This window comes from Rhodococcus sp. ZPP (assembly GCF_017656075.1).
Taxonomy (GTDB): domain Bacteria; phylum Actinomycetota; class Actinomycetes; order Mycobacteriales; family Mycobacteriaceae; genus Rhodococcus_F; species Rhodococcus_F oxybenzonivorans.
In genome coordinates this window covers 5,301,935-5,320,977 of sequence record NZ_CP058638.1, presented here as the reverse complement: position 1 = coordinate 5,320,977, position 19,043 = coordinate 5,301,935, and the positions used below count along the sequence as shown (strand labels likewise).

The following is a 19,043-nucleotide window of genomic DNA, read 5'->3' as shown; positions in this document are numbered from 1 at the left end:
CAGCCTGCCCGGGTTCGCGCCCAGATAAACGGGCGACATTTCCCGGGTCGGCTCACACTGGCAATGTGGGGGCAATAGGGTGACGGAGGCCATAACACCGGAAGCCGTGCCCACACCGTTCCCCTGCCACACAATGACGGCGGGAACGCTGGAAAGGAGATCGAGATGGCTCTGAAAGCCGCCCCCGAACCCGAGGTCGAATATCTGAGGACGGACCCTGATCTGCCACCGGTGGGGGTCGTGGACCGCACCCCGATTTCCCCGACGGCACGGATCGTCTTCATCGTCCTGGGCATTCTCGGCGGCATCGCGTGGGCGATGATTGCGTTCGTCCGCGGCGAGAACATCAGTGCCGTGTGGTTCGTGGTCGCTGCCGTCTGCACCTACCTCATCGCCTACCGTTTCTATGCGCGGCTGATCGAGAGCAGGATCGTCAAACCCCGTGACGATCTGGCGACACCGGCCGAGATTCTGGAGAACGGCAAGGATTACATGCCGACGGATCGGCGGGTGCTCTTCGGGCACCACTTCGCCGCCATCGCCGGTGCGGGACCACTCGTCGGCCCAGTACTTGCCGCGCAGATGGGCTACCTACCCGGCACCCTCTGGATCATCATCGGTGTCGTCTTCGCCGGTGCCGTGCAGGACTTCCTGGTCCTGTGGATTTCGACGAAACGGCGCGGGCGCAGCCTCGGGCAGATGGCACGGGACGAACTCGGACTGGTCGGTGGTGTCGCCGCCATGATCGGCGTGTTCGTCATCATGATCATTCTCATCGCCGTCCTGGCCCTGGTGGTCGTCAACGCGCTCGCCGAAAGCCCCTGGGGTGTCTTCTCCATCGCGATGACGATCCCGATCGCCCTCTTCATGGGCGTCTACCTGCGATACCTTCGACCCGGCAAGGTGGCGGAGGTATCTCTCATCGGCGTGGTCCTCCTACTCGCCGCCATCGTCGCCGGCGGCTGGGTCGCCGACACCTCCTGGGGCGCCGACTGGTTCACACTGTCCAAGGTCACCATCGCGTGGCTGATGATCGCCTACGGATTCGCGGCGTCGGTCCTGCCCGTGTGGCTTCTACTCGCACCGCGCGACTACCTGTCGACGTTCATGAAGATCGGGACGATCGTTCTTCTGGCAGTCGGAATCCTCGTCGCCCGGCCCACCATCAAGATGCCGGACGTCACCACGTTCGCGATCCAGGGAAACGGCCCCGCGTTCGCCGGATCGCTCTTCCCGTTCCTGTTCATCACGATCGCGTGCGGCGCGCTGTCCGGCTTCCATGCGCTCATCGCGTCCGGCACCACCCCGAAGTTGCTGGAGAAGGAGAAGCAGACCCGCCTGATCGGCTACGGCGGCATGCTCACCGAGTCGTTCGTGGCGATCATGGCGCTCGTCACTGCCTGCATCATCGATCAGCACCTGTACTTCGCCCTCAACGCCCCGTCCACCCTGACCGGTGGAACTCCGGAGACCGCAGCCGATTACGTGAACGGGCTCGGACTGACCAGTCCCGGCATCTCCCCCGGCACCCTGTCGGAAGCCGCCGAGAACGTCGGTGAGGAATCGATCATCTCGCGCACCGGCGGTGCACCCACACTCGCCTTCGGCATGTCGGAGGTGCTCAGCCAATTCCTCGGGGGTACTGCGCTCAAATCGTTCTGGTACCACTTCGCGATCATGTTCGAAGCGTTGTTCATTCTCACCACGGTGGACGCCGGTACTCGTGTCGCCCGCTTCATGCTCTCCGATTCCCTCGGCAACTTCGGTGGACCGGCCCGCAAGTTCAAGGATCCGTCGTGGCGCGTCGGCGCCTGGGTGTGCTCGCTGGCCGTCGTCGGACTCTGGGGTGCCATCCTGCTCATGGGAGTCACCGACCCGCTCGGCGGCATCAACACACTCTTCCCGCTGTTCGGAATCGCCAACCAGCTCCTGGCTGCCATCGCCCTGACCGTCGTCCTCGCCGTCGTCATGAAGAAGGGCCTCTTCAAGTGGGCGTGGATTCCCGGGGTGCCGCTCGTCTGGGACCTGATCGTCACGATGACGGCGTCGTGGCAGAAGATCTTCTCGGGCAACACCTCCATCGGCTACTGGTCCCAGCACGCCGCTTTCAAGGACGCCAAGGAAGCCGGGAAGACGAGCTTCGGTTCGGCGAAGACACCGGACGCCATCGACGCGGTCATCCGCAACACCTTCATCCAGGGAACACTGTCCATCGTCTTCGCCGGACTGGTCCTGGTCGTGGTGGCTGCCGGACTGCTCGTGTGCATCAAGGCGTTCCGGGCGGGCGGTCTGCCCACCACGGAGTCGCCCGAGCAGCAGTCCAAGATCTTCGCACCCGCCGGTTTCGTGCCCACCACCGCGGAGAAGGGGCTCGAGAAGGAATGGAACGACCTGATCGCCGAGGGCGTCGTGCGCGCGCCCGGTGCGGCCCACGCGGTCACCGGAAAGGTGCATCACCATGGCGAATAGGGTTGTCGGAGCTCTCCGGACGGCCTGGTGGTGGACGGGCTCGTTGATGGGTGATCACGACTATTCCCGGTATGTCGACCACCTCCGCCGATGTCATCCCGGTGCAGCCGTTCCGAGCGAACGCGAGTACTGGCGCGCCCGGTACGCCGACGCCGACGCGAATCCGGGTGCCCGCTGCTGCTGACCGCACACGGCGACGCTGTCAGTACGATCGGCTGGACGGACAGTCGGCACACGCGGTCAGTGCCGTCACCGGTCCGCCCTCGCGGCCCGGGGCGATACGGCGGATGTCTGTGAGACGAGGGAGGACCAACTGTGGCGGACCAAGAAGCCCCGGCAGCGCCCGGGCAGGAGATCACCAAACCCGATCGCGGGCATCTCATCGGGCTCGGCGGAATGTGGTTGGCCAAGTGGTCGCTCGTTCTCGTTGCGATTGCGCTGGGAGCGTTGCTGTTCGGGTGGATCATCGAGAAGCTCTGGGTGATCGTCCTCCCCGTGCTCCTCGCGATCGTCGTGTGCACCGTGCTGTGGCCGCCGACGCGGGCAATGACCAAACGAGGCATTCCCCCGGCGGCCGCCGCCGCGACCACACTCGTCCTGTTCATCGCGGTGCTCGCGGGCATCATCGCCGGCATCGTGCCCTCGGTGGTCAGTCAGGCTCCTGAGCTGGCCAACAAGGCCACCGAGGGCATCAACCAGGTGCAGGACTGGTTGCAGGGTCCGCCGATCAACCTCAAGGACGACCAAATCGAGGAGGGAATCCACACCATCATCGCGAAGGTCCAGGAAAGTGGAACGGTAATCGCGTCCGGCGTCTTCACCGGCGTCAGCACCGCTAGCTCACTGCTCCTCACCCTCGGCCTCGTACTGGTTCTGTCGTTCTTCTTCATCAAGGACGGACCGCGCTTCATCCCCTGGCTCCACTCGGTGAGCGGCGGCCGCGCCGGCCGACACCTCGAAGTCGTGCTCGGCCGGATGTGGGACACGCTCGGCGGATTCATCCGAACGCAGGCGCTGGTGAGCCTCATCGACGCAGTGTTCATCGGCGCCGGACTGCTCATCCTCGGGGTGCCCCTCGCGCCGGTCCTCGCGATCCTGACCTTCATCGGTGGCTTCATCCCGATCGTCGGCGCCTTCGTCGCCGGGGCCCTCGCCGTCCTCGTCGCCTTGGTGGCCAACGGGCTCACCACCGCGGTGATCGTGCTGATCATCATCCTGGTGGTCCAGCAGATCGAGGGCAACGTGCTCCAACCGGTCCTGCAGAGCAAGAGCATGAAGCTGCACGCGGTCGTGGTGCTGCTCGCCGTGACCGCGGGCGCGTCGGTATTCGGCATCGTCGGCGCCTTCCTCGCGGTGCCTACCGCCGCCGTGGCCGCCGTCGTGGTGCGCTACATCGGCGAACAGATCGACGAGAAGAGTGCCGAGGCCAACATCCCCGACGACGTCGCCGCCGACGAGGACATCGACGATGCCGAGCGGGAGGGCGTGACGATCGACCAGGCTGCCGTGGCTCCGAAAGGTATCGCTCCCAAAGCGATCACACCGCAGGCCGAGTGATCGCCGCTCAGCCCGCGATCACCTCGAGCGTCGAGCCGGTGCGTCCACGAATCACGTGGAGGCGACTGGGAATTCGCTGACGCATCTCGTCGACGTGGCTGACGATACCGACCACGCGACCACCGTCCCGTAGTTCGTCGAGCACGCCCATCACCGAGTCGAGCGTGTCGGCGTCGAGGGTGCCGAACCCTTCGTCGATGAACATGGTGTCGAGGACGACACCGCCGGACTCCGCCGCGACCACGTCGGCGAGTCCCAGGGCCAGCGACAGCGAGGCAAGAAACGACTCTCCGCCGGACAGCGTCTTCGCCGACCGCACCACGCCGGTGTAGTCGTCGCGGATATCGAGTCCGAGGCCACCACGACGCCCACGCGGGCCGGCCTCGTCGGTGTGGACGAACGAGTAGCGGCCAGCGGACATCCGGCTCAACCGGGCGGACGCCGAGACCGCGACTTCCTCGAGCCGCGCAGCGAGCACATACGAGCGCAGCGACATCTTGCGTGAGTTCTGACCACGACCGGCGATCACCTCGGCGAGGGCGGCCAGTTCCTCGTGTTCCGCCTGCATCGGGGCGATGGCCGCGGCCGCTCTCTCGAGCTGGCCGACGAAACGCTCGAGGTCGAGTAGTCGTCGTTCGGCTTCCGACGCCACCGCCACCGCGACGTCGACCGCCTCCGTTGCGGCGTCGTGTGCCTGCTGGACGGACACCAGGTCGACCGGCGCAGCATCCGCGACGGCGGCGATCTCCGGTTCGTCGAGTATTCGGCGGGCACCCACCTCAGCGTCACGGGCAGCGGTGAGTCGGGCGTCGATTTCGTCCTGTCGGGCAACGGGACGCACCGCCGCCACCGCGTCGCTCGTTCGGTCGAATCCTGCCTCGCGAGCGAGCAGTTCGGCCTTCGCGGCCAGTTCCTGGGCTGAGGACTCGGCGGCTGCTCCCTCGTCCCGGGCGTCGAGCAGTTCGGACGCGGCGTCCGCCAGCACCGCGATGCGGGCGCGGCGGGCCGCGGGACTCTCGTCCTCGCCTGCGGCCTCACGCACCCGCGCCCGGATCTCCTCGAGCTGCGCAGCACCCGAGGTGATTTTCTCGGCGACGGTGGCAGCCTCGACCGCAAGGTCGTGCGAACGAGTGTGCAGTTGCGTCTCACGATCGCGGAGCTCACCGAGATGGCGGGCCCGCGACGCGGCCTGCTCGCCGAGTTCACTCGCATGGCGCAGTGCCGCCTCCGCGGAGGCGAGTTCGGCCCCGAGGTGGTCGGCGTCGCCGTCCCCGCAACGTTGAACCAGCACGTCGATTGTGCGGTCTGCCGTTGCCAGAGCCTCCGCCGCGGTGTTCACCTTCGCGGCGGCCTTCTGTTCCGCTGCGAGGGCCACATCCTCATCTGCCTTGGTGACCGACAGTTCGGACTCCGCCGCGGGGTCGGGGTGCTCCACCGAACCGCACACCTGACACGGTTGACCGTCCTCGAGCGTGCCCGCGAGTTCGGCGGCCATCCCCAGAATCCGGCGCTGCAGGAGAGTGAGCCAGTGTTCGCGCGCATCCTGGTGTGTTCGCCGGGCGTCGAGTACGGCGCGCTCGAGTTCGTCGCGCCGGTCACGGCACTGCCGAAGCTCGACGGCGGCCGCGGCGGCGTCGGCCGCGCGAGCACGAACATCCTCGAGCCCCGGCAACGACACACGCGCCTTCTCGGCCTCGTCGAGCGCTCGCTCCGCGACCCGAATAGCGCCGGGCAGCTCCTCGCGTTCGCGGGCAAGCTCCGCGCGGGTGTCGGCCAGCCCGACTTCCCGGGCGCGCAGCCGGCCGAGTTCGACTTCGAGCCGGTCCCCCACTTTCGCCTCTGCGAGCACACCGTCGAGGCGGACGACATCGTCGCGCCACGACCGGATGCAGGTTCGAAGATGTTCACGCTCTTCACTGTTCGGCGGCCACGACAATTGCTCGACCACCTCGGCGCCACCTGCCGTCGAACACAGCCGGTCTGCGATGGCGGCAACCCGTCGCGTCGCGGTCGCCGCCTTGTCGCGGGCAGCGTTCGCTTCGCGGACGACGACGGCAACCGGCTCCGCCCGCCGCGCTGCGGCGACCTCGGCGGCGAGAACCGCCCGTTCCGAAGCTCCGGCCTCGTAGGCGGCGAGTTCGGCTTCTGCCCGGGCACGCCGTTTCTGGAGTTCGAGGATTCGGCGCGCCTGCGCCAGAGCATCTCGCGTCAGGGCCGCGTCCGACTTGACCTTCTCGAGGTCCTCGACGGCAACATCGCGGGTGGCGCGCGCCTCTTCCTCCAGTTTGTGCGCCCACGTGACAGGGTCGGCGTCCGCACCGCCCTCGATACCGGCTGCCGTGGCGACCTTGGCGATCAGCACGTCGATGGAACGCTGATGCTCGTCCAGGTCATGAGCGCTCGCTCGCCGCCGATTCAGGAACCACTCCTCCACCGTCCCGAACCGCGTGGTGTCGAACAACCGCTCGAGGAGCTGTCCGCGTTCTTCGTTGTCGGCACGCAGGAAGCGGGCGAACTCGCCCTGTGGGAGGAGAACCACCTGAAAGAACTGGTCGGCGCTCATCCCCATCAACCGGCCGATCTCTTCGGCGATGTCGGGGATTCGGGACAGGTGTTCTCCTCGCCCGTCCAGCCACGTGAGGGTCGCTTTGGCGTTCTCCTTGATCGTTCCCGAACCGCGACGTTTCGGGCGTTCGAATTCGGGACTGCGGACCAGCCGGAGGCGGCGACCGGAAATGGTCACTTCGAGTGTCACTGTCGGCACGGAGCCCGCCTGCGCATGGTCGGAGAGGAGCCTTTTCCCGTCTTTGCGTGCGCCGGGAACGGTGCCGTACAGCGCGAAGGCCACCGCATCGAGCACCGTGGTCTTGCCCGCACCGGTTTGCCCGTGCAACAGAAAGAGGCCGTCGGCGCCGAGTCGGTCGAAATCGACCTCGACCGAATTCGCGAACGGTCCGAACGCCTCGACTTCGAGTCGATGCAGTCTCATGCCGACTGTTCCAGCACCACGACCCCGGCCGTGTCTTCCCCGGCACGGTCGGCATGGCCGAGCGCGGCCTCCACGAGGCGGACCTCGCGCGGGGACGGCTCGCTGCGCACATCGGTCAGGAAGCTGCGGGTGATCTGCACGTCGCTGCGCCCGTGCACCTTCTCGCGATACCGCAAATCCTCGGTGCCTGCCGGTCGCTGCCATTCCAGGTGGACGGCGAACGGAAATCGGGTCTGCAGAGAGCGCATGGCGTCGACGGGGCGCTGCGGATCGGTGAGGACCGCCGATACGTAGCACTCCTCCGCATCCTCGAAATGCTCGCCTTCGAGTAATTCTTCCAGGGTGCCGGTGAGCTGTCGTAGCCCGCGGACCACGGGCAGATCCACCCGCTCGACACGCCGGAGCCCATCCGCGGCAAGGTCGACCAGGAAGACGGCCTTGCGGTGGGTGCGTTCACCGAAGGAGTACGGCAGCGGCGACCCCGAGTACCGAATGTGCTCGGCCAGCGTCTGCGGTGAGTGCAGGTGGCCCAGCGCGACGTAGTCGACCCCACCGAACGCCGACGCCGACACGGTCTCGACCCCACCGACCGAGATGGACCGCTCCGACCCTGTGGCCTCTGCCCCCACCACGAAGGCATGCGCCAGCACCACCGACCTCGTACCCGGTGCATCGGCGGCCCTGACGTCGAGGTCGGCGCGCACTCGATCCATGGCCGCATCGAGAATGTCCGCGTGCGATCGGGCAGCGGGGACGCCGAGCTGAGTGCGGGTGATCTCCGGTTCCAGGTAGGGAATCCCGTAGAACGCGACGGGACCGTGCTCGTCGTCCAGCACGACGGGGGAAGTGATGCCGGCCACCGTGGTCATCAAGTGCAGACCGCCCGCCCGGGAGAAGGCGGCGCCCGCGCCCAGCCTCGCGGCGGAGTCGTGGTTGCCGGATGTGGCGATGATGACGGCACCGGCGTCGCGGATCTCTTCGAAACCGCGGTTGCACACAGTGACGGCGTCCGCACTGGGAATCGAGCGGTCGTACACGTCCCCGGGAACGACCACGACGTCCACCGAGTACTCGCGGACCAGCGCGGCGATCGAGTCGAGAACCCGGGACTGATCGGCGAGCAGATCCACTCCGTGGAACGTGCGTCCGATGTGCCAGTCCGACGTGTGCAGGATCCTCATGTCTCGGACGGTAGAGCACGGTGCCGACAAATCCCGAACACCCCCGCCGCGTGGCGGGAAACCGATCGGCGGCGCCCGGACAGAGGGCGACCTCGTACCGCCGATTCGTGAGGAACGGCACAATTACCGTGCGAGTCCGGTCTCCGACCGGTCACGCCAACGGCGATAGTCGACATGTTGCCGCTACTGTCGTTGTGTGTCTGCAACCCAACGTGCTCGCTCCGGGGTGCCGCTCGATCGGCAGTCGATTGTCGGGTCGGTTCCCGGTCTCCCCTGGTGGGGTGTCATTCTTCTGGCCGTCGGAGTCACCTGTCTCGGGTTCGTGGCCGATGCGGCCGGCGGGAGCGAACTCACCGCGGCGTTCTCGACGTTCTATTTCCTCGGCTGCGTCCTCGCCGTGGTGGCTGCCGGCAACAGCGCCCTCTTCACCGCCATCGTGCAACCGCCGCTGATCCTGTTCGTCGGCGTACCGCTGGGCCAGAGCCTGATCGCGGAGGAGAACAGCACAGCCCTGCGGGACCTCGCCATCAATGTCGCGTACCCGCTGGTCAACCGGTTTCCGATCATGCTGGCCGCCACAGTCGTCGTCCTGGTGATCGGCGGGCTGCGGCTCTTCCTCCTCCAGCAGCGTCGAACTGGGCCCGCCCGTACGTCGGAACGGCGCCGCACGCCTCGTTCGGTACGCGAGGGCACGCGCACCCGTCGAACCGCACCGGACGCCGACGAGTCGGCCACGAGGTTGCGGCAGAGGCGTTCCGCCCGGGAGCACCCTCGCTCCTCGGCGCGGCGGGCCGACAGCCCGCCTCCGCGTCGGTCGGCGTCTTCGGGCCGCCCCACTCCCCCGCCACCGGTATCCGACAGAATCTCGCAGGCACCCCGCTCTACCCAGGTACCGCGCAGCGCACAGCCGCCCCGGTCCACTGAAGCCCCGCGATCGGCACAGACACCGCGATCGACCCCGCAGCGGCCGACGGCCCGCTACCGTTCCACCGACGTGCCTGCTCACCCGATTCCTCAGGTGCGCTATCGGGACCGCTACGAACCACCGTTCGAGACGGAGCAGCCCCGCTGACCCCGGGCGCCCGGCACGGTGTCAGTGCCGGGCGGCGCGAAGCTCCCGGGGGAGCGCGAAGACAAGTGTCTCGTTGGCAGTCGTGACCGGCTGGACGTCGTGGAACCCGTGCTCGGCCAGTAGGTCGATCACACCGCGCACGAGAATTTCCGGTACCGAGGCGCCGGAAGTGATGCCGACCGTGCGAACACCGTCGAGCCACGCCGGATCCACCTCACGGGCGAAGTCGACGAGGTACGACGCTTTCGCGCCGGCTCCGAGAGCCACCTCGACGAGGCGCACCGAGTTGGACGAGTTGCGGGAGCCCACCACGATCACCAGATCGCACTCGGGGGCCATCGCCTTGACCGCCACCTGACGGTTCTGGGTGGCGTAGCAGATGTCGTCGCTGGGCGGATCCTGCAGGTGGGGGAACTTCTCCCGGAGCCGCGCCACGGTCTGCATGGTCTCGTCGACGCTCAGCGTGGTCTGCGACAGCCAGATGACCTTCGACTCGTCGCGGACCGAGACGGCATCCACCGACTCGGGTCCGTCGACCAGTTGCACATGGTCGGGGGCTTCGCCGGCAGTGCCTTCCACTTCCTCGTGGCCCTCGTGGCCGATGAGGAGAATGTCGTAGTCGTCGCGGGCGAACCGTTTCGCTTCCTGGTGCACCTTGGTGACCAGTGGACACGTCGCATCGATGGTGCGGAGATTGCGGGCTGCGGCCGACTCGTGCACGGCCGGTGACACACCGTGCGCAGAGAATACGAGCAACGCACCCTCGGGCACCTCGTCGGTTTCGTCGACGAAGATCACGCCGCGCTCGGTGAGCGTTTCCACCACGTGGCGGTTGTGCACGATTTCTTTGCGGACGTAGATCGGGGCGCCGTGCTTCTCCAGCGCCTTCTCGACCGTTTCGACAGCGCGGTCGACGCCGGCGCAGTACCCGCGGGGTTCGGCGAGCAGCACTCGCTTCTCACCGCTCGCATGCACTCCCGAATCTGCCGAACGTGTGATACCCACATTGAGTGGAACAGCCGAAGACATGGTTCCAGCGTACGGGTCACCCCCCGGCTAAGACACTTTCGCCGGGCCTCCGGAGGGGTACTGTGCGCGTCATCGAGTCGAGTCGTCCACGCTGTGGGCACGTCGGCTACCCAAACGTGCCGATGTCAGGCAGGCTGTGAGCATGATTCGTCCCCCGTTCGTGGCGCGCGTCGCCGCTGGAATCGCCGTGACGGCCGTCGAAGAAGCCAGGAGGCTGCCCACGACGGCGGTCACTCTGCCGATGACTGCGGTCAGCCAGGTGCTGCAGACCACGATGCGTGTCCAGCAGACCATGACGGCGCTGGCCATCAAGGGTGACCAGGCTTTTGCCCTCATCCACTGGTCGCACGACGAAGAGCAGCCGTCCTGGGCGGTGTTCGACGAGGACACCGACGGAGAACCCGACATCGAGGATGCGCCGGACGATCGTCCCGCCGGGCCCGGCCGCTTCGCGCTGTACTCCCTCAGCCCTCAGGGTGACGACCTCGCAGAGAAGTCCACCGCCCCCACCGGCCCGAAGGCTCCGAGTACCAACGGTGTGGCGAAGACCACGACCCCGAAGCCCGCCTCCGCAGTCGCCGAACCCGAGATCGCCGCCTACCTCGACTATTCGTCGCTGACCCTTGCCCAGTTGCGGGCCCGCCTGCGCTCGCTGTCCGTCGAGGACCTGACAGCGCTGCTGGACTACGAGACGGCGACCCTTGCCAGGGCACCCTTCCTGACCATGCTGACCAATCGCATCACCACCGCCAAGGCCAAGTGACTTCCGCCCAGTCCCGCGCAGCCAGTACAGCACCGAGTACCGCCGACAAACCGTGGCCGGTTCGCACCGTCTCGGCCAAGGTCGCACAGTGGATCGACCGGCTCGGGAGTGTGTGGGTCGAGGGTCAGATCACCCAGATCAATGCCCGTCCCGGTACCCGGACGGCGTTTCTCGTGCTGCGCGATCCGTCCGTCGACATGTCCCTCTCCGTGACGTGCTCACCTCAGCTGCTGCAGAACTCCCCTGTCCCCCTCACCGAGGGCAGTCGGGTGGTGATGTTCGGGAAGTTGTCGTTCTACACCGGCCGCGGATCGGTGTCGCTGCGAGTGACCGAGATCCGCGCGGTCGGAATCGGCGAACTCCTCGCGCGGATAGAGAGGCTGCGCGCGCTTCTGGCCGCGGAGGGCCTGTTCGACCCCCGGCTCAAGCGCCCGCTGCCCTTCCTTCCCGGGACCGTCGGCCTGATCACCGGCCGAGCAAGTGCCGCCGAGCACGATGTCCTCAGCGTGGCGCAGCGCCGCTGGCCGGCCGTCCGGTTCGAGATTCGTAACACCCCGGTGCAGGGCGTCACCGCAGTGCCGCAGATTCTCGACGCGTTGAAGGAACTCGACGCCGATCCGCACGTGGATGTGATCATTCTGGCCCGCGGCGGCGGAAGCGTGGAGGACCTGCTGCCGTTCTCCGACGAGACCCTCTGCCGGGCGATCGTCGCGTGCACCACCCCGATAGTCAGTGCCATCGGACACGAGCCCGACAGCCCGCTCAGCGATCACGTCGCCGATCTGCGCGCCGCTACCCCCACGGACGCCGCCAAACGGGTGGTCCCGGACGCTGTCGCCGAGCAGGCGCTGGTCAGCGAGCTGCGCTCACGCAGTGCGGCGGCGCTGCGGAATTGGGTACAGCGCGAATCCCACCTGATCTCCCAGCTGCGGAGCCGGCCGGTGCTCGCCGATCCGGTGCGCGCTCTCGACGAGCGGGGCGACGAGGTCGAGCGACTGCGCGAGGCGGGCCGCCGCGACATCACCAGGGCAATCGCCGCGGAGAGCACCACGATCGAGCACCTGCGGGCACGGTTGACCACCCTCGGACCCGCGGCCACGCTCGCCCGCGGCTATTCCGTCGTTCAGCGGATCGTGCCCGACGGCGATCCCGAGGTACTGCGTTCGGTCGACGACGCCCCGCCGGGCACCCAGATTCGCGTTCGAGTCGCCGACGGCGCAATCCGTGCCGCGGTGATGGGAAAGGACAAGTAGGACATGAGCAACAACGGGAACGACACCGACATCGCGGAGCTCGGTTACGAGGCGGCGCGTGACGAACTCGTCGACGTGGTCAAGGTGCTCGAACAAGGTGGCCTCGACCTCGACGCGTCACTCGCCCTGTGGGAGCGCGGGGAGGCTCTCGCGAAGCGGTGCGAGGAGCACCTCGCGGGAGCCCGCAAGCGCGTCGAGACTGCGCTCGCGCACGCCGACGACGAGAGCTGACGAATCGGCTGCGATCAAGCCGGGAGGATCGGGGCTTCGGCCGCGGCCGTGGTGAGCTGCTCGAATGCCTCCGGTGAGGCGCTGCCCGTCACGACGAGCCGGACGTCGCCGAAGTCGGAGACCCAGATCGGTTCGACTCCCTCACCGCCGTACACGATCCACGTATGACCTGCGATCTCTTCTGTACCGGTGGTCGTCCGCGGACCACCGGCCACGAAGGGCACCAGCACGGTTTCGAGCGCGTTGCTCTGCGTCAGCTGGATGTACCGACCGGCCGGCGTGATGAAGCCGACGGTGCTGGAGTCGCCGCCGCCGTCACCACTGACGATGCTGCGGCTCCCCGAGTTGGGTGTCCAGCCCTCGGGCGTCTCCGGCTGCCGAACCGGGAACGGAAGATCGTTCGCGTCGTACTTCAGCGCAGCGTCGATGTCGAAGCTGGGAATCGGCCCGGTCGTGGGACCGCCGGGGCTGAACGTGCACTGGCTGGCGATACCGGCGATCAGCACGCAGAACAGGACAAGGGGTACGAGCGACCACACCATGTCGCGGTTGTTGTGCAGGATGCGCGGTTTATCGGATGCCACGCACACCAGTATCCAGGGTCGGCCCCCGAACGACGATTCTCGGTCCCCGATATGTCGCCCCAGCAACGCACGTCACACAACTTTCTGGGAGAATCAGCCCTGAGATTCACTCGACAGTCGGCGGCCGACAGGCCGACCGGCACAGCGTCGACGTACAACGTCGACCGGAACTGCATCAGGAGGCACTGCCCATGACGGCCAGCACCACATCGAGACGCCGCGAGGCCCCGGACCGAAACCTTGCTCTCGAATTGGTCCGAGTCACCGAGGCTGGTGCAATGGCTGCCGGTCGCTGGGTCGGCCGTGGCGACAAGGAAGGTGGCGACGGCGCCGCCGTCGACGCCATGCGCCAGCTCGTGAGCTCGGTCTCGATGCGCGGTGTCGTGGTCATCGGCGAGGGCGAGAAGGACGAAGCCCCGATGCTGTTCAACGGCGAAGAGGTCGGCAACGGCGACGGCCCCGACTGCGACTTCGCGGTCGACCCGGTCGACGGAACCACCCTGATGGCCAAGGGAATGCCCAATGCGATCGCTGTCCTCGCAGTCGCCGAGCGCGGCGCGATGTTCGACCCGTCCGCCGTGTTCTACATGGAGAAGATCGCCGTCGGTCCCGACGCCGCCGATGTCATCGACATCACCGCGCCCGTCGCCGAGAACATCAAGCGTGTCGCGAAGGTCCGCAAGGCGTCTACCTCCGACGTGACGGTCTGTATCCTCGACCGTCCGCGGCACGCCGGGCTCATCCAGGAAGTCCGGGACACCGGCGCCCGGATCCGTCTCATCTCCGACGGCGACGTCGCGGGTGCGATCGCCGCCGCGCGTCCGGAGTCGGGCACCGACATCTTGATCGGCACCGGTGGCACGCCCGAGGGCATCATCGCCGCCGCCGCCATGCGCTGTATGGGTGGTTCGCTGCAGGGCCGGCTGGCCCCGACCGACGACGCCGAGCGTCAGAAGGCCATCGACGCCGGTCACGACCTCGACCGTGTGCTGACCACCGAAGACCTGGTGTCCGGCGAGAACGTCTTCTTCTGCGCCACCGGTGTCACCGACGGCGACCTGCTGCGTGGTGTCCGCTACTACGGTGGCGGCGCGTCCACCCAGTCCATCGTGATGCGATCCAAGTCGGGAACGGTCCGCATGATCGATGCGTACCACCGCCTCGAGAAGCTTCGTGAGTACTCGTCCGTCGACTTCGACGGTGAGGACGGGGCGGTTCCGCCGTCCTTCTGAGCGCCTTCGCCGCCCGTGCGCCTTTCTGGTAGCTCCTGCAACCACAACGGCGCACGGGCGCGCAGCGTCCGGAAGTGGCAATGTTTGACCCATGACGGAGAGCAACGAGCAGCAGTACCGGATCGAACACGACACCATGGGTGAGGTGCGGGTCCCCGTGGACGCGCTGTGGCGCGCACAGACGCAGCGCGCCGTCGAAAATTTCCCGATCAGTGGTCGAGGTCTCGAACGCACCCAGATTCGCGCCATGGGCCTCCTGAAGGCGGCGTGCGCGCAGGTTAACAAAGACCTCGGGCTCCTCGATCCCGAGAAGGCCGACGCGATCATCGCAGCGGCAGGTGAGATCGCCGAAGGCAAGCACGACGACCAGTTCCCCATCGACGTCTTTCAGACGGGCTCCGGAACCAGCTCCAACATGAACGCCAACGAGGTGATCGCCTCGATCGCCGCCGCAGCGGGTGTCGTCGTCCACCCCAATGACGACGTCAACATGTCGCAGTCGTCGAACGACACCTTCCCCACCGCCACTCATGTTGCCGCGACCGAGGCGGCTGTGAAGAACCTGATCCCGGCCCTCGACCACCTCCGGCTGGCCCTTCTCGACAAGTCCACCGAGTGGAAGACGGTCGTGAAGTCGGGGCGCACCCATCTCATGGATGCGGTCCCGGTGACGCTGGGTCAGGAGTTCGGGGGCTACGCCCGGCAGATGGAAGCCGGCATGGAACGCATCGTGGCGTGTCTCCCACGGCTCGGCGAACTGCCCATCGGCGGCACCGCGGTCGGCACCGGCCTGAACGCCCCGGACGGTTTCGGCCCCAAAGTGGTGGCCGAACTGGTCAAGGCGACGGGCATCGACGCGCTCACGCCGGCGAAGAACAGTTTCGAGGCGCAGGCGGCGCGAGACGGTCTCGTCGAGGCGTCCGGGGCGATGCGCACCATCGCGGTATCCCTCACCAAGATCGCCAACGACATCCGGTGGATGGGTTCGGGTCCGCTCACCGGATTGGGCGAGATTCGGCTTCCCGACCTGCAGCCCGGCAGTTCGATCATGCCGGGCAAGGTCAATCCGGTACTCCCCGAGGCCGCCACCCAGGTGGCTGCGCAGGTAGTCGGCAACGATGCCGCCGTCGCCTGGGGTGGGGCTGCGGGCGCATTCGAGTTGAACGTCTACATTCCGATGATGGCCCGGAACGTTCTCGAATCGTTCACCCTTCTCGCCAACGTCACGCGGCTGTTCGCCGACCGGTGTGTCGCGGGCCTGGTAGCCAATACCGATCACCTCAGGACCCTCGCCGAGTCTTCGCCGTCCATCGTCACGCCCCTGAACTCGGCGATCGGATACGAGGAGGCGGCCGCCGTTGCCAAGCAGGCCTTGAAGGAGAAGAAGACGATCAGGGAGACCGTCGTCGACCGCGGTTTGATCGGTGACAAACTCAGCGAGGAGGAGCTGGACAAGCGTCTCGACGTGCTCGCCATGGCGAAGGTCCAGGACTGACCTCCAGCCAGACATGACGGCGGCCCGCACTCCTCGGAGTGCGGGCCACCTTCGTTACCGTTCCCTACAGCAGTGCGGACAGTTCCTCGCGGGCCTTCTCGCCCTCGGTCCCGAGGTCGGAGCGGCCGGCGATGTTCCACGCCGCGAGAAGCGGTGCGAACACCTTCTCGCGCTGGTGTGCGGGATCGTAGATGCCGGCTTCGGCGAGCACCGCAGTGCTATTCTTCCCGCCGGGCAATTCCACGCTCGGCACGTCGAATGCGTCGATCCGCGAGGCAATAGCGCGCACCATCTGTTCGGGCGCCACTGCGAACGCGGCTTCGACGACGTTGCGGTAGAACACCGACTGCAGTTCGTCGTCGGCGGCCAGCCGCGTTTCGATCGACGCCACCAACGGGTCCTCGGCGAGGGCGGCGGTGTTCTGGTGCCGGACGGCCGCGGCCTTCTCTTCGAATGCCGAGTTGGCGAGCATCTCGAGCAGGTGCATCGGCGGCATGGCGTATCCACGCACCATCTCGTCCATCCGAGCACGCTCGAGTGCGACAGGATCGACCGCGCGGGTCACCATCAGATAGTTCCGGAGCACGATGGAGTGCCGGTTCTCCTCGGCGGTCCAGCGGCCGACCCAACGCCACCACGGGCCCACCATGGCCAGGTGCTTGGCGATCTCCCGGTGGTACGCGGGCACGTTGTCGGCGACGAGAACGCCCACGGTGAGTGCAAGTGCCTCCACCTCGCTCAGGGTGGACTGATCGGCCGACCAGTCCGTGCCACCCATGAATGCGAAGTTCTTACCCTGGTCCCACGGGACCAGGTCGTGCGGCAGCCAGCCGTCGGCCTCGGCGATGTGACGAGCGAGATTCTCCTCGACCACAGGAGCCAGTTCGGTGAGAAGGTGCTTGTCCGTGAATTCAGTCGGCATTCGCATACCGTAGCGTCCGCGTGCTCGCGCAGGAATCTCGAGCACGCGGTCACCGGCTCGCCCAGCCCGGACCCGAGCCCGGATCGGCGGAAAAGCCCCAGGTCACCGAGCTTCGTGGTTACGCTGAAAGTTCCCGATTTTCGCCGGCCCGAGCAGAGGACCTCCAATGCGCAAGCGTGGGAACTCGATGACGTTGTTCTTCGCTGTCCTGTTGGCCGGGTCGCTCGTCACGGGGTGCACCGACAATGAGCCGTCCACCGACACCGCCAGTTCTCCCGCGTCGACAACCGCCCCAGACAAGCCGGCCAATCCCGCGACCGTCTCCGGCGTCGAAATACCCGACGGCCGAGTCGACGACGCGGTCGGACGCCTGGACGACCTGGTGAAGAACCTCATGGACAGCACACACGTGCCCGGAATGGCGGTCGCGGTGGTGCACGGCGGGCGAACCGTCTATGCGAAGGGATTCGGCGTACGCGAAGAGGGCACCGACGAGATGGTGGACGCAGACACCGTCTTCCAACTGGCATCGCTGTCGAAGTCGGTGGGCTCCACGGTGGTCGCGCACGAGGTGGGAACCGGCGTGGTCGGCTGGGACACGACCGTGGTCTCGAAGCTTCCGGGTTTTGCGCTCGCAGACCCTTGGGTCACCGAGCACGTCACGGTCGGCGATCTGTACTCGCACCGCTCTGGGTTGCCGGATCACGCCGGCGACGGACTCGAGGATCTCGGCAACAACCAGCAGCAGGTACTCGACAAGCTGCGGCTCGAGCCGCTCAATCCGTTCCGTATCACCTACGAATACACCAACTTCGGTGTCACCGCGGCCGCCGAAGCGGTGGCCGCGGCATCCGGAACGGATTGGGCGACGCTGTCCGAACGGGCGATCTACCAACCACTCGGAATGGACTCGACCAGTTCCCGGTTCGCCGACTACCAGGCGCGCAGTAACCGTGCCATCGGCCATCAGCTCGTCGACGGCAAGTACGTCGCCGACGCCGTCCGCGACCCCGACGCTCAGTCACCGGCCGGCGGCGTCAGCTCGTCCGTCAACGACATGAGCAAGTGGCTCACCATGCTCCTGGGCGACGGGATGTTCGAGGGCAAGGAAATCGTCGATTCGAAAGCCCTGCTCCCCGCGGTCAGTCCGCAGATCGTGTCGAGTCCCCCTAGCTCCCTCGACGCGCGTCCAGGGTTCTACGGATACGGGTTCAATGTGTCGACCACTTCTGCCGGCCGGGTCTCCCTCAGCCACTCGGGTGCCTTCCAACTCGGGGCTGCCACCAACTTCGTGGCGATCCCCTCGGCCGACGTCGCGATCGTCGCCCTGACCAACGGCTCCCCCACCGGAATCCCCGAAACCCTGACCGCAGAATTCGCCGATCTCGTCCAGTACGGCGAGATCCGCGAAGAGTGGAGGGATCTGTATTACCAGGCTATCTCCCCGATGCTGGACCCCGAGGGCAGCCTTGTCGGCAAGGACGCGCCCACGAACCCTGCTCCCGCGCAGCCACTTCCCACTTATACGGGAACCTACAACAACGCCTACTGGGGTCCGGCCGTCGTCAGCGAGAAAGACGGTCAACTCATCTTGCAACTCGGACCCTCGGGGCAGACCTTCCCACTCGAGCATTGGGACGGAAGCACATTCACGTTCAGACCCAGCGGCGAGAACGCCCCGCCCGGCACGGTGTCGGAGGCGACGTTCGCGGGTAACAGTCTGATTCTGGAGTACTACAACACAGATGGTCAGGGAACGTTCGTTCGCTGAACTCACTTCGAGCAGGAAGTACCATGGAACCCACTTCACAGTCTATCGATACGGTTTCACCGTCCGACACCGCCAATATTCGCGTGGTTCGCGGATTCCTCGACGCCCTCGTTGCCGGCGACCCGGATACCGCCCGCCAGTATCTGCACCCGGACATCGTGTGGCACAACGTGTCTCTGCCCAAGATTCGCGGGATCGAGTCGGTGATGCGGATACTCCGGGGGATGAGCAGGCCCGGTGTCGGGTTCGATGTCCGGTTGCATCACATCGCCGACGAAGGAACAGCAGTGCTCACCGAACGCACCGACATTCTCATCTGGAATCGGCTGCGCAGCGAATTCTGGGTGTGCGGCACCTTCGAGATCGAGGACGGCAAGATCCTCGTCTGGCGCGACTACTTCAGCAACCGGGCATTCCTGTGGGGCACGCTGAAGGGACTGGTTCGAATGTTCTGATCCGGCCCGAACGCGGCCGCCCAATGTCCCATCGGTCGAG

Annotated in this window: 16 protein-coding genes; 11 read left to right on the top strand and 5 right to left on the bottom strand. The window is 66.7% G+C overall.

Translation table 11 applies throughout. From position 1 onward, the window contains the following. Window positions 1–165: 165 nt before the first annotated feature. The 3 genes from HYG77_RS24665 (at window position 166) to HYG77_RS24655 (ending at window position 4,026) form a co-directional block, all read left to right on the top strand. Window positions 166–2,469, top strand: coding sequence for a carbon starvation CstA family protein (locus HYG77_RS24665; protein ID WP_208960926.1), 2,304 nt, complete (start codon window positions 166–168; stop codon window positions 2,467–2,469). After that, window positions 2,459–2,653: a YbdD/YjiX family protein gene (locus HYG77_RS24660; protein WP_109332210.1), complete on the top strand. Its 195-nt coding sequence runs from the start codon at window positions 2,459–2,461 to the stop codon at window positions 2,651–2,653. Before HYG77_RS24665 ends, HYG77_RS24660 begins: the two co-directional genes overlap by 11 nt. A 131-nt stretch (window positions 2,654–2,784) precedes the next feature. After that, window positions 2,785–4,026 (top strand): AI-2E family transporter, encoded by a 1,242-nt coding sequence (locus HYG77_RS24655; RefSeq protein WP_208960925.1) that lies wholly within the window; start codon window positions 2,785–2,787, stop codon window positions 4,024–4,026. Between the two features lie 7 nt (window positions 4,027–4,033). Here HYG77_RS24655 and HYG77_RS24650 read toward each other — a convergent pair whose 3' ends face one another. Together HYG77_RS24650 and HYG77_RS24645 are read right to left on the bottom strand one after the other, a co-directional pair. Further along, window positions 4,034–7,015 carry an SMC family ATPase gene (locus tag HYG77_RS24650; protein ID WP_208960924.1) on the bottom strand — a complete coding sequence of 994 codons (2,982 nt, stop codon included), beginning with the start codon at window positions 7,013–7,015 and terminating at the stop codon, window positions 4,034–4,036. Beyond that, window positions 7,012–8,196 (bottom strand): exonuclease SbcCD subunit D, encoded by a 1,185-nt coding sequence (locus HYG77_RS24645; protein WP_208960923.1) that lies wholly within the window; start codon window positions 8,194–8,196, stop codon window positions 7,012–7,014. Before HYG77_RS24645 ends, HYG77_RS24650 begins: the two co-directional genes overlap by 4 nt. A 196-nt stretch (window positions 8,197–8,392) precedes the next feature. Here HYG77_RS24645 and HYG77_RS24640 point away from each other — a divergent pair, with 196 nt between their 5' ends. Next, window positions 8,393–9,268 (top strand): DUF6542 domain-containing protein, encoded by an 876-nt coding sequence (locus HYG77_RS24640; RefSeq protein WP_204164791.1) that lies wholly within the window; start codon window positions 8,393–8,395, stop codon window positions 9,266–9,268. 21 nt (window positions 9,269–9,289) lie between these two features. On the opposite strand, the gene HYG77_RS24635 is transcribed toward HYG77_RS24640, so the two are convergent. Further along, window positions 9,290–10,297 (bottom strand): 4-hydroxy-3-methylbut-2-enyl diphosphate reductase, encoded by a 1,008-nt coding sequence (locus HYG77_RS24635; RefSeq protein WP_109332216.1) that lies wholly within the window; start codon window positions 10,295–10,297, stop codon window positions 9,290–9,292. Between the two features lie 142 nt (window positions 10,298–10,439). Here HYG77_RS24635 and HYG77_RS24630 point away from each other — a divergent pair, with 142 nt between their 5' ends. The 3 genes from HYG77_RS24630 to HYG77_RS24620 are packed head-to-tail and all read left to right on the top strand — an operon-like array spanning window position 10,440 to window position 12,544. Continuing rightward, the gene (locus HYG77_RS24630; RefSeq protein ID WP_109335266.1) at window positions 10,440–11,060 is read left to right on the top strand and encodes a lipid droplet-associated protein; all 621 of its coding nucleotides are present in this window, start codon (window positions 10,440–10,442) and stop codon (window positions 11,058–11,060) included. Continuing rightward, the gene (gene xseA, locus HYG77_RS24625; RefSeq protein ID WP_109332217.1) at window positions 11,057–12,313 is read left to right on the top strand and encodes an exodeoxyribonuclease VII large subunit; all 1,257 of its coding nucleotides are present in this window, start codon (window positions 11,057–11,059) and stop codon (window positions 12,311–12,313) included. The genes HYG77_RS24630 and xseA overlap by 4 nt, the downstream gene beginning before the upstream one ends. Window positions 12,314–12,316: 3 nt before the next feature. Further along, window positions 12,317–12,544, top strand: a complete 228-nt coding sequence (locus tag HYG77_RS24620) for an exodeoxyribonuclease VII small subunit (RefSeq protein ID WP_109332218.1) — start codon at window positions 12,317–12,319, stop codon at window positions 12,542–12,544. Between the two features lie 14 nt (window positions 12,545–12,558). On the opposite strand, the gene HYG77_RS24615 is transcribed toward HYG77_RS24620, so the two are convergent. Then, window positions 12,559–13,128 carry a DUF4245 domain-containing protein gene (locus HYG77_RS24615; protein ID WP_208960922.1) on the bottom strand — a complete coding sequence of 190 codons (570 nt, stop codon included), beginning with the start codon at window positions 13,126–13,128 and terminating at the stop codon, window positions 12,559–12,561. A gap of 191 nt (window positions 13,129–13,319) precedes the next feature. On the opposite strand from HYG77_RS24615, the gene glpX reads away from it, so the two are divergent. Both glpX and HYG77_RS24605 read left to right on the top strand, forming a co-directional pair. Continuing rightward, complete coding sequence (gene glpX, locus HYG77_RS24610; protein WP_109332220.1) at window positions 13,320–14,360, top strand: class II fructose-bisphosphatase; 1,041 nt, start codon at window positions 13,320–13,322, stop codon at window positions 14,358–14,360. A 91-nt stretch (window positions 14,361–14,451) separates the two neighbouring features. Continuing rightward, entirely contained in the window at window positions 14,452–15,855 is a 1,404-nt protein-coding gene (locus tag HYG77_RS24605) for a class II fumarate hydratase (RefSeq protein ID WP_208960921.1), read from the top strand. 64 nt (window positions 15,856–15,919) lie between these two features. On the opposite strand, the gene HYG77_RS24600 is transcribed toward HYG77_RS24605, so the two are convergent. Then, window positions 15,920–16,777, bottom strand: coding sequence for an acyl-ACP desaturase (locus HYG77_RS24600; protein WP_208960920.1), 858 nt, complete (start codon window positions 16,775–16,777; stop codon window positions 15,920–15,922). A gap of 166 nt (window positions 16,778–16,943) precedes the next feature. Here HYG77_RS24600 and HYG77_RS24595 point away from each other — a divergent pair, with 166 nt between their 5' ends. Together HYG77_RS24595 and HYG77_RS24590 are read left to right on the top strand one after the other, a co-directional pair. After that, window positions 16,944–18,548 carry a serine hydrolase gene (locus tag HYG77_RS24595; RefSeq protein WP_208960919.1) on the top strand — a complete coding sequence of 535 codons (1,605 nt, stop codon included), beginning with the start codon at window positions 16,944–16,946 and terminating at the stop codon, window positions 18,546–18,548. Between the two features lie 23 nt (window positions 18,549–18,571). Then, window positions 18,572–19,003, top strand: coding sequence for a limonene-1,2-epoxide hydrolase family protein (locus HYG77_RS24590; protein ID WP_109332224.1), 432 nt, complete (start codon window positions 18,572–18,574; stop codon window positions 19,001–19,003). Window positions 19,004–19,043 lie beyond the last annotated feature (40 nt).

Excerpts from the sequence above, each read along its gene's own strand:
- HYG77_RS24665 (WP_208960926.1), top strand. The coding sequence starts at position 166 with ATGGCTCTGAAAGCCGCCCCCGAACCCGAGGTCGAATATCTGAGGACG.
- HYG77_RS24660 (WP_109332210.1), top strand. The coding sequence starts at position 2,459 with ATGGCGAATAGGGTTGTCGGAGCTCTCCGGACGGCCTGGTGGTGGACG.
- HYG77_RS24650 (WP_208960924.1), bottom strand. The coding sequence starts at position 7,015 with ATGAGACTGCATCGACTCGAAGTCGAGGCGTTCGGACCGTTCGCGAAT.
- HYG77_RS24645 (WP_208960923.1), bottom strand. The coding sequence starts at position 8,196 with ATGAGGATCCTGCACACGTCGGACTGGCACATCGGACGCACGTTCCAC.
- HYG77_RS24635 (WP_109332216.1), bottom strand. The coding sequence starts at position 10,297 with ATGTCTTCGGCTGTTCCACTCAATGTGGGTATCACACGTTCGGCAGAT.
- HYG77_RS24630 (WP_109335266.1), top strand. The coding sequence starts at position 10,440 with ATGATTCGTCCCCCGTTCGTGGCGCGCGTCGCCGCTGGAATCGCCGTG.
- HYG77_RS24620 (WP_109332218.1), top strand. The coding sequence starts at position 12,317 with ATGAGCAACAACGGGAACGACACCGACATCGCGGAGCTCGGTTACGAG.
- glpX (WP_109332220.1), top strand. The coding sequence starts at position 13,320 with ATGACGGCCAGCACCACATCGAGACGCCGCGAGGCCCCGGACCGAAAC.
- HYG77_RS24605 (WP_208960921.1), top strand. The coding sequence starts at position 14,452 with ATGACGGAGAGCAACGAGCAGCAGTACCGGATCGAACACGACACCATG.
- HYG77_RS24600 (WP_208960920.1), bottom strand. The coding sequence starts at position 16,777 with ATGCCGACTGAATTCACGGACAAGCACCTTCTCACCGAACTGGCTCCT.
- HYG77_RS24595 (WP_208960919.1), top strand. The coding sequence starts at position 16,944 with ATGCGCAAGCGTGGGAACTCGATGACGTTGTTCTTCGCTGTCCTGTTG.
- HYG77_RS24590 (WP_109332224.1), top strand. The coding sequence starts at position 18,572 with ATGGAACCCACTTCACAGTCTATCGATACGGTTTCACCGTCCGACACC.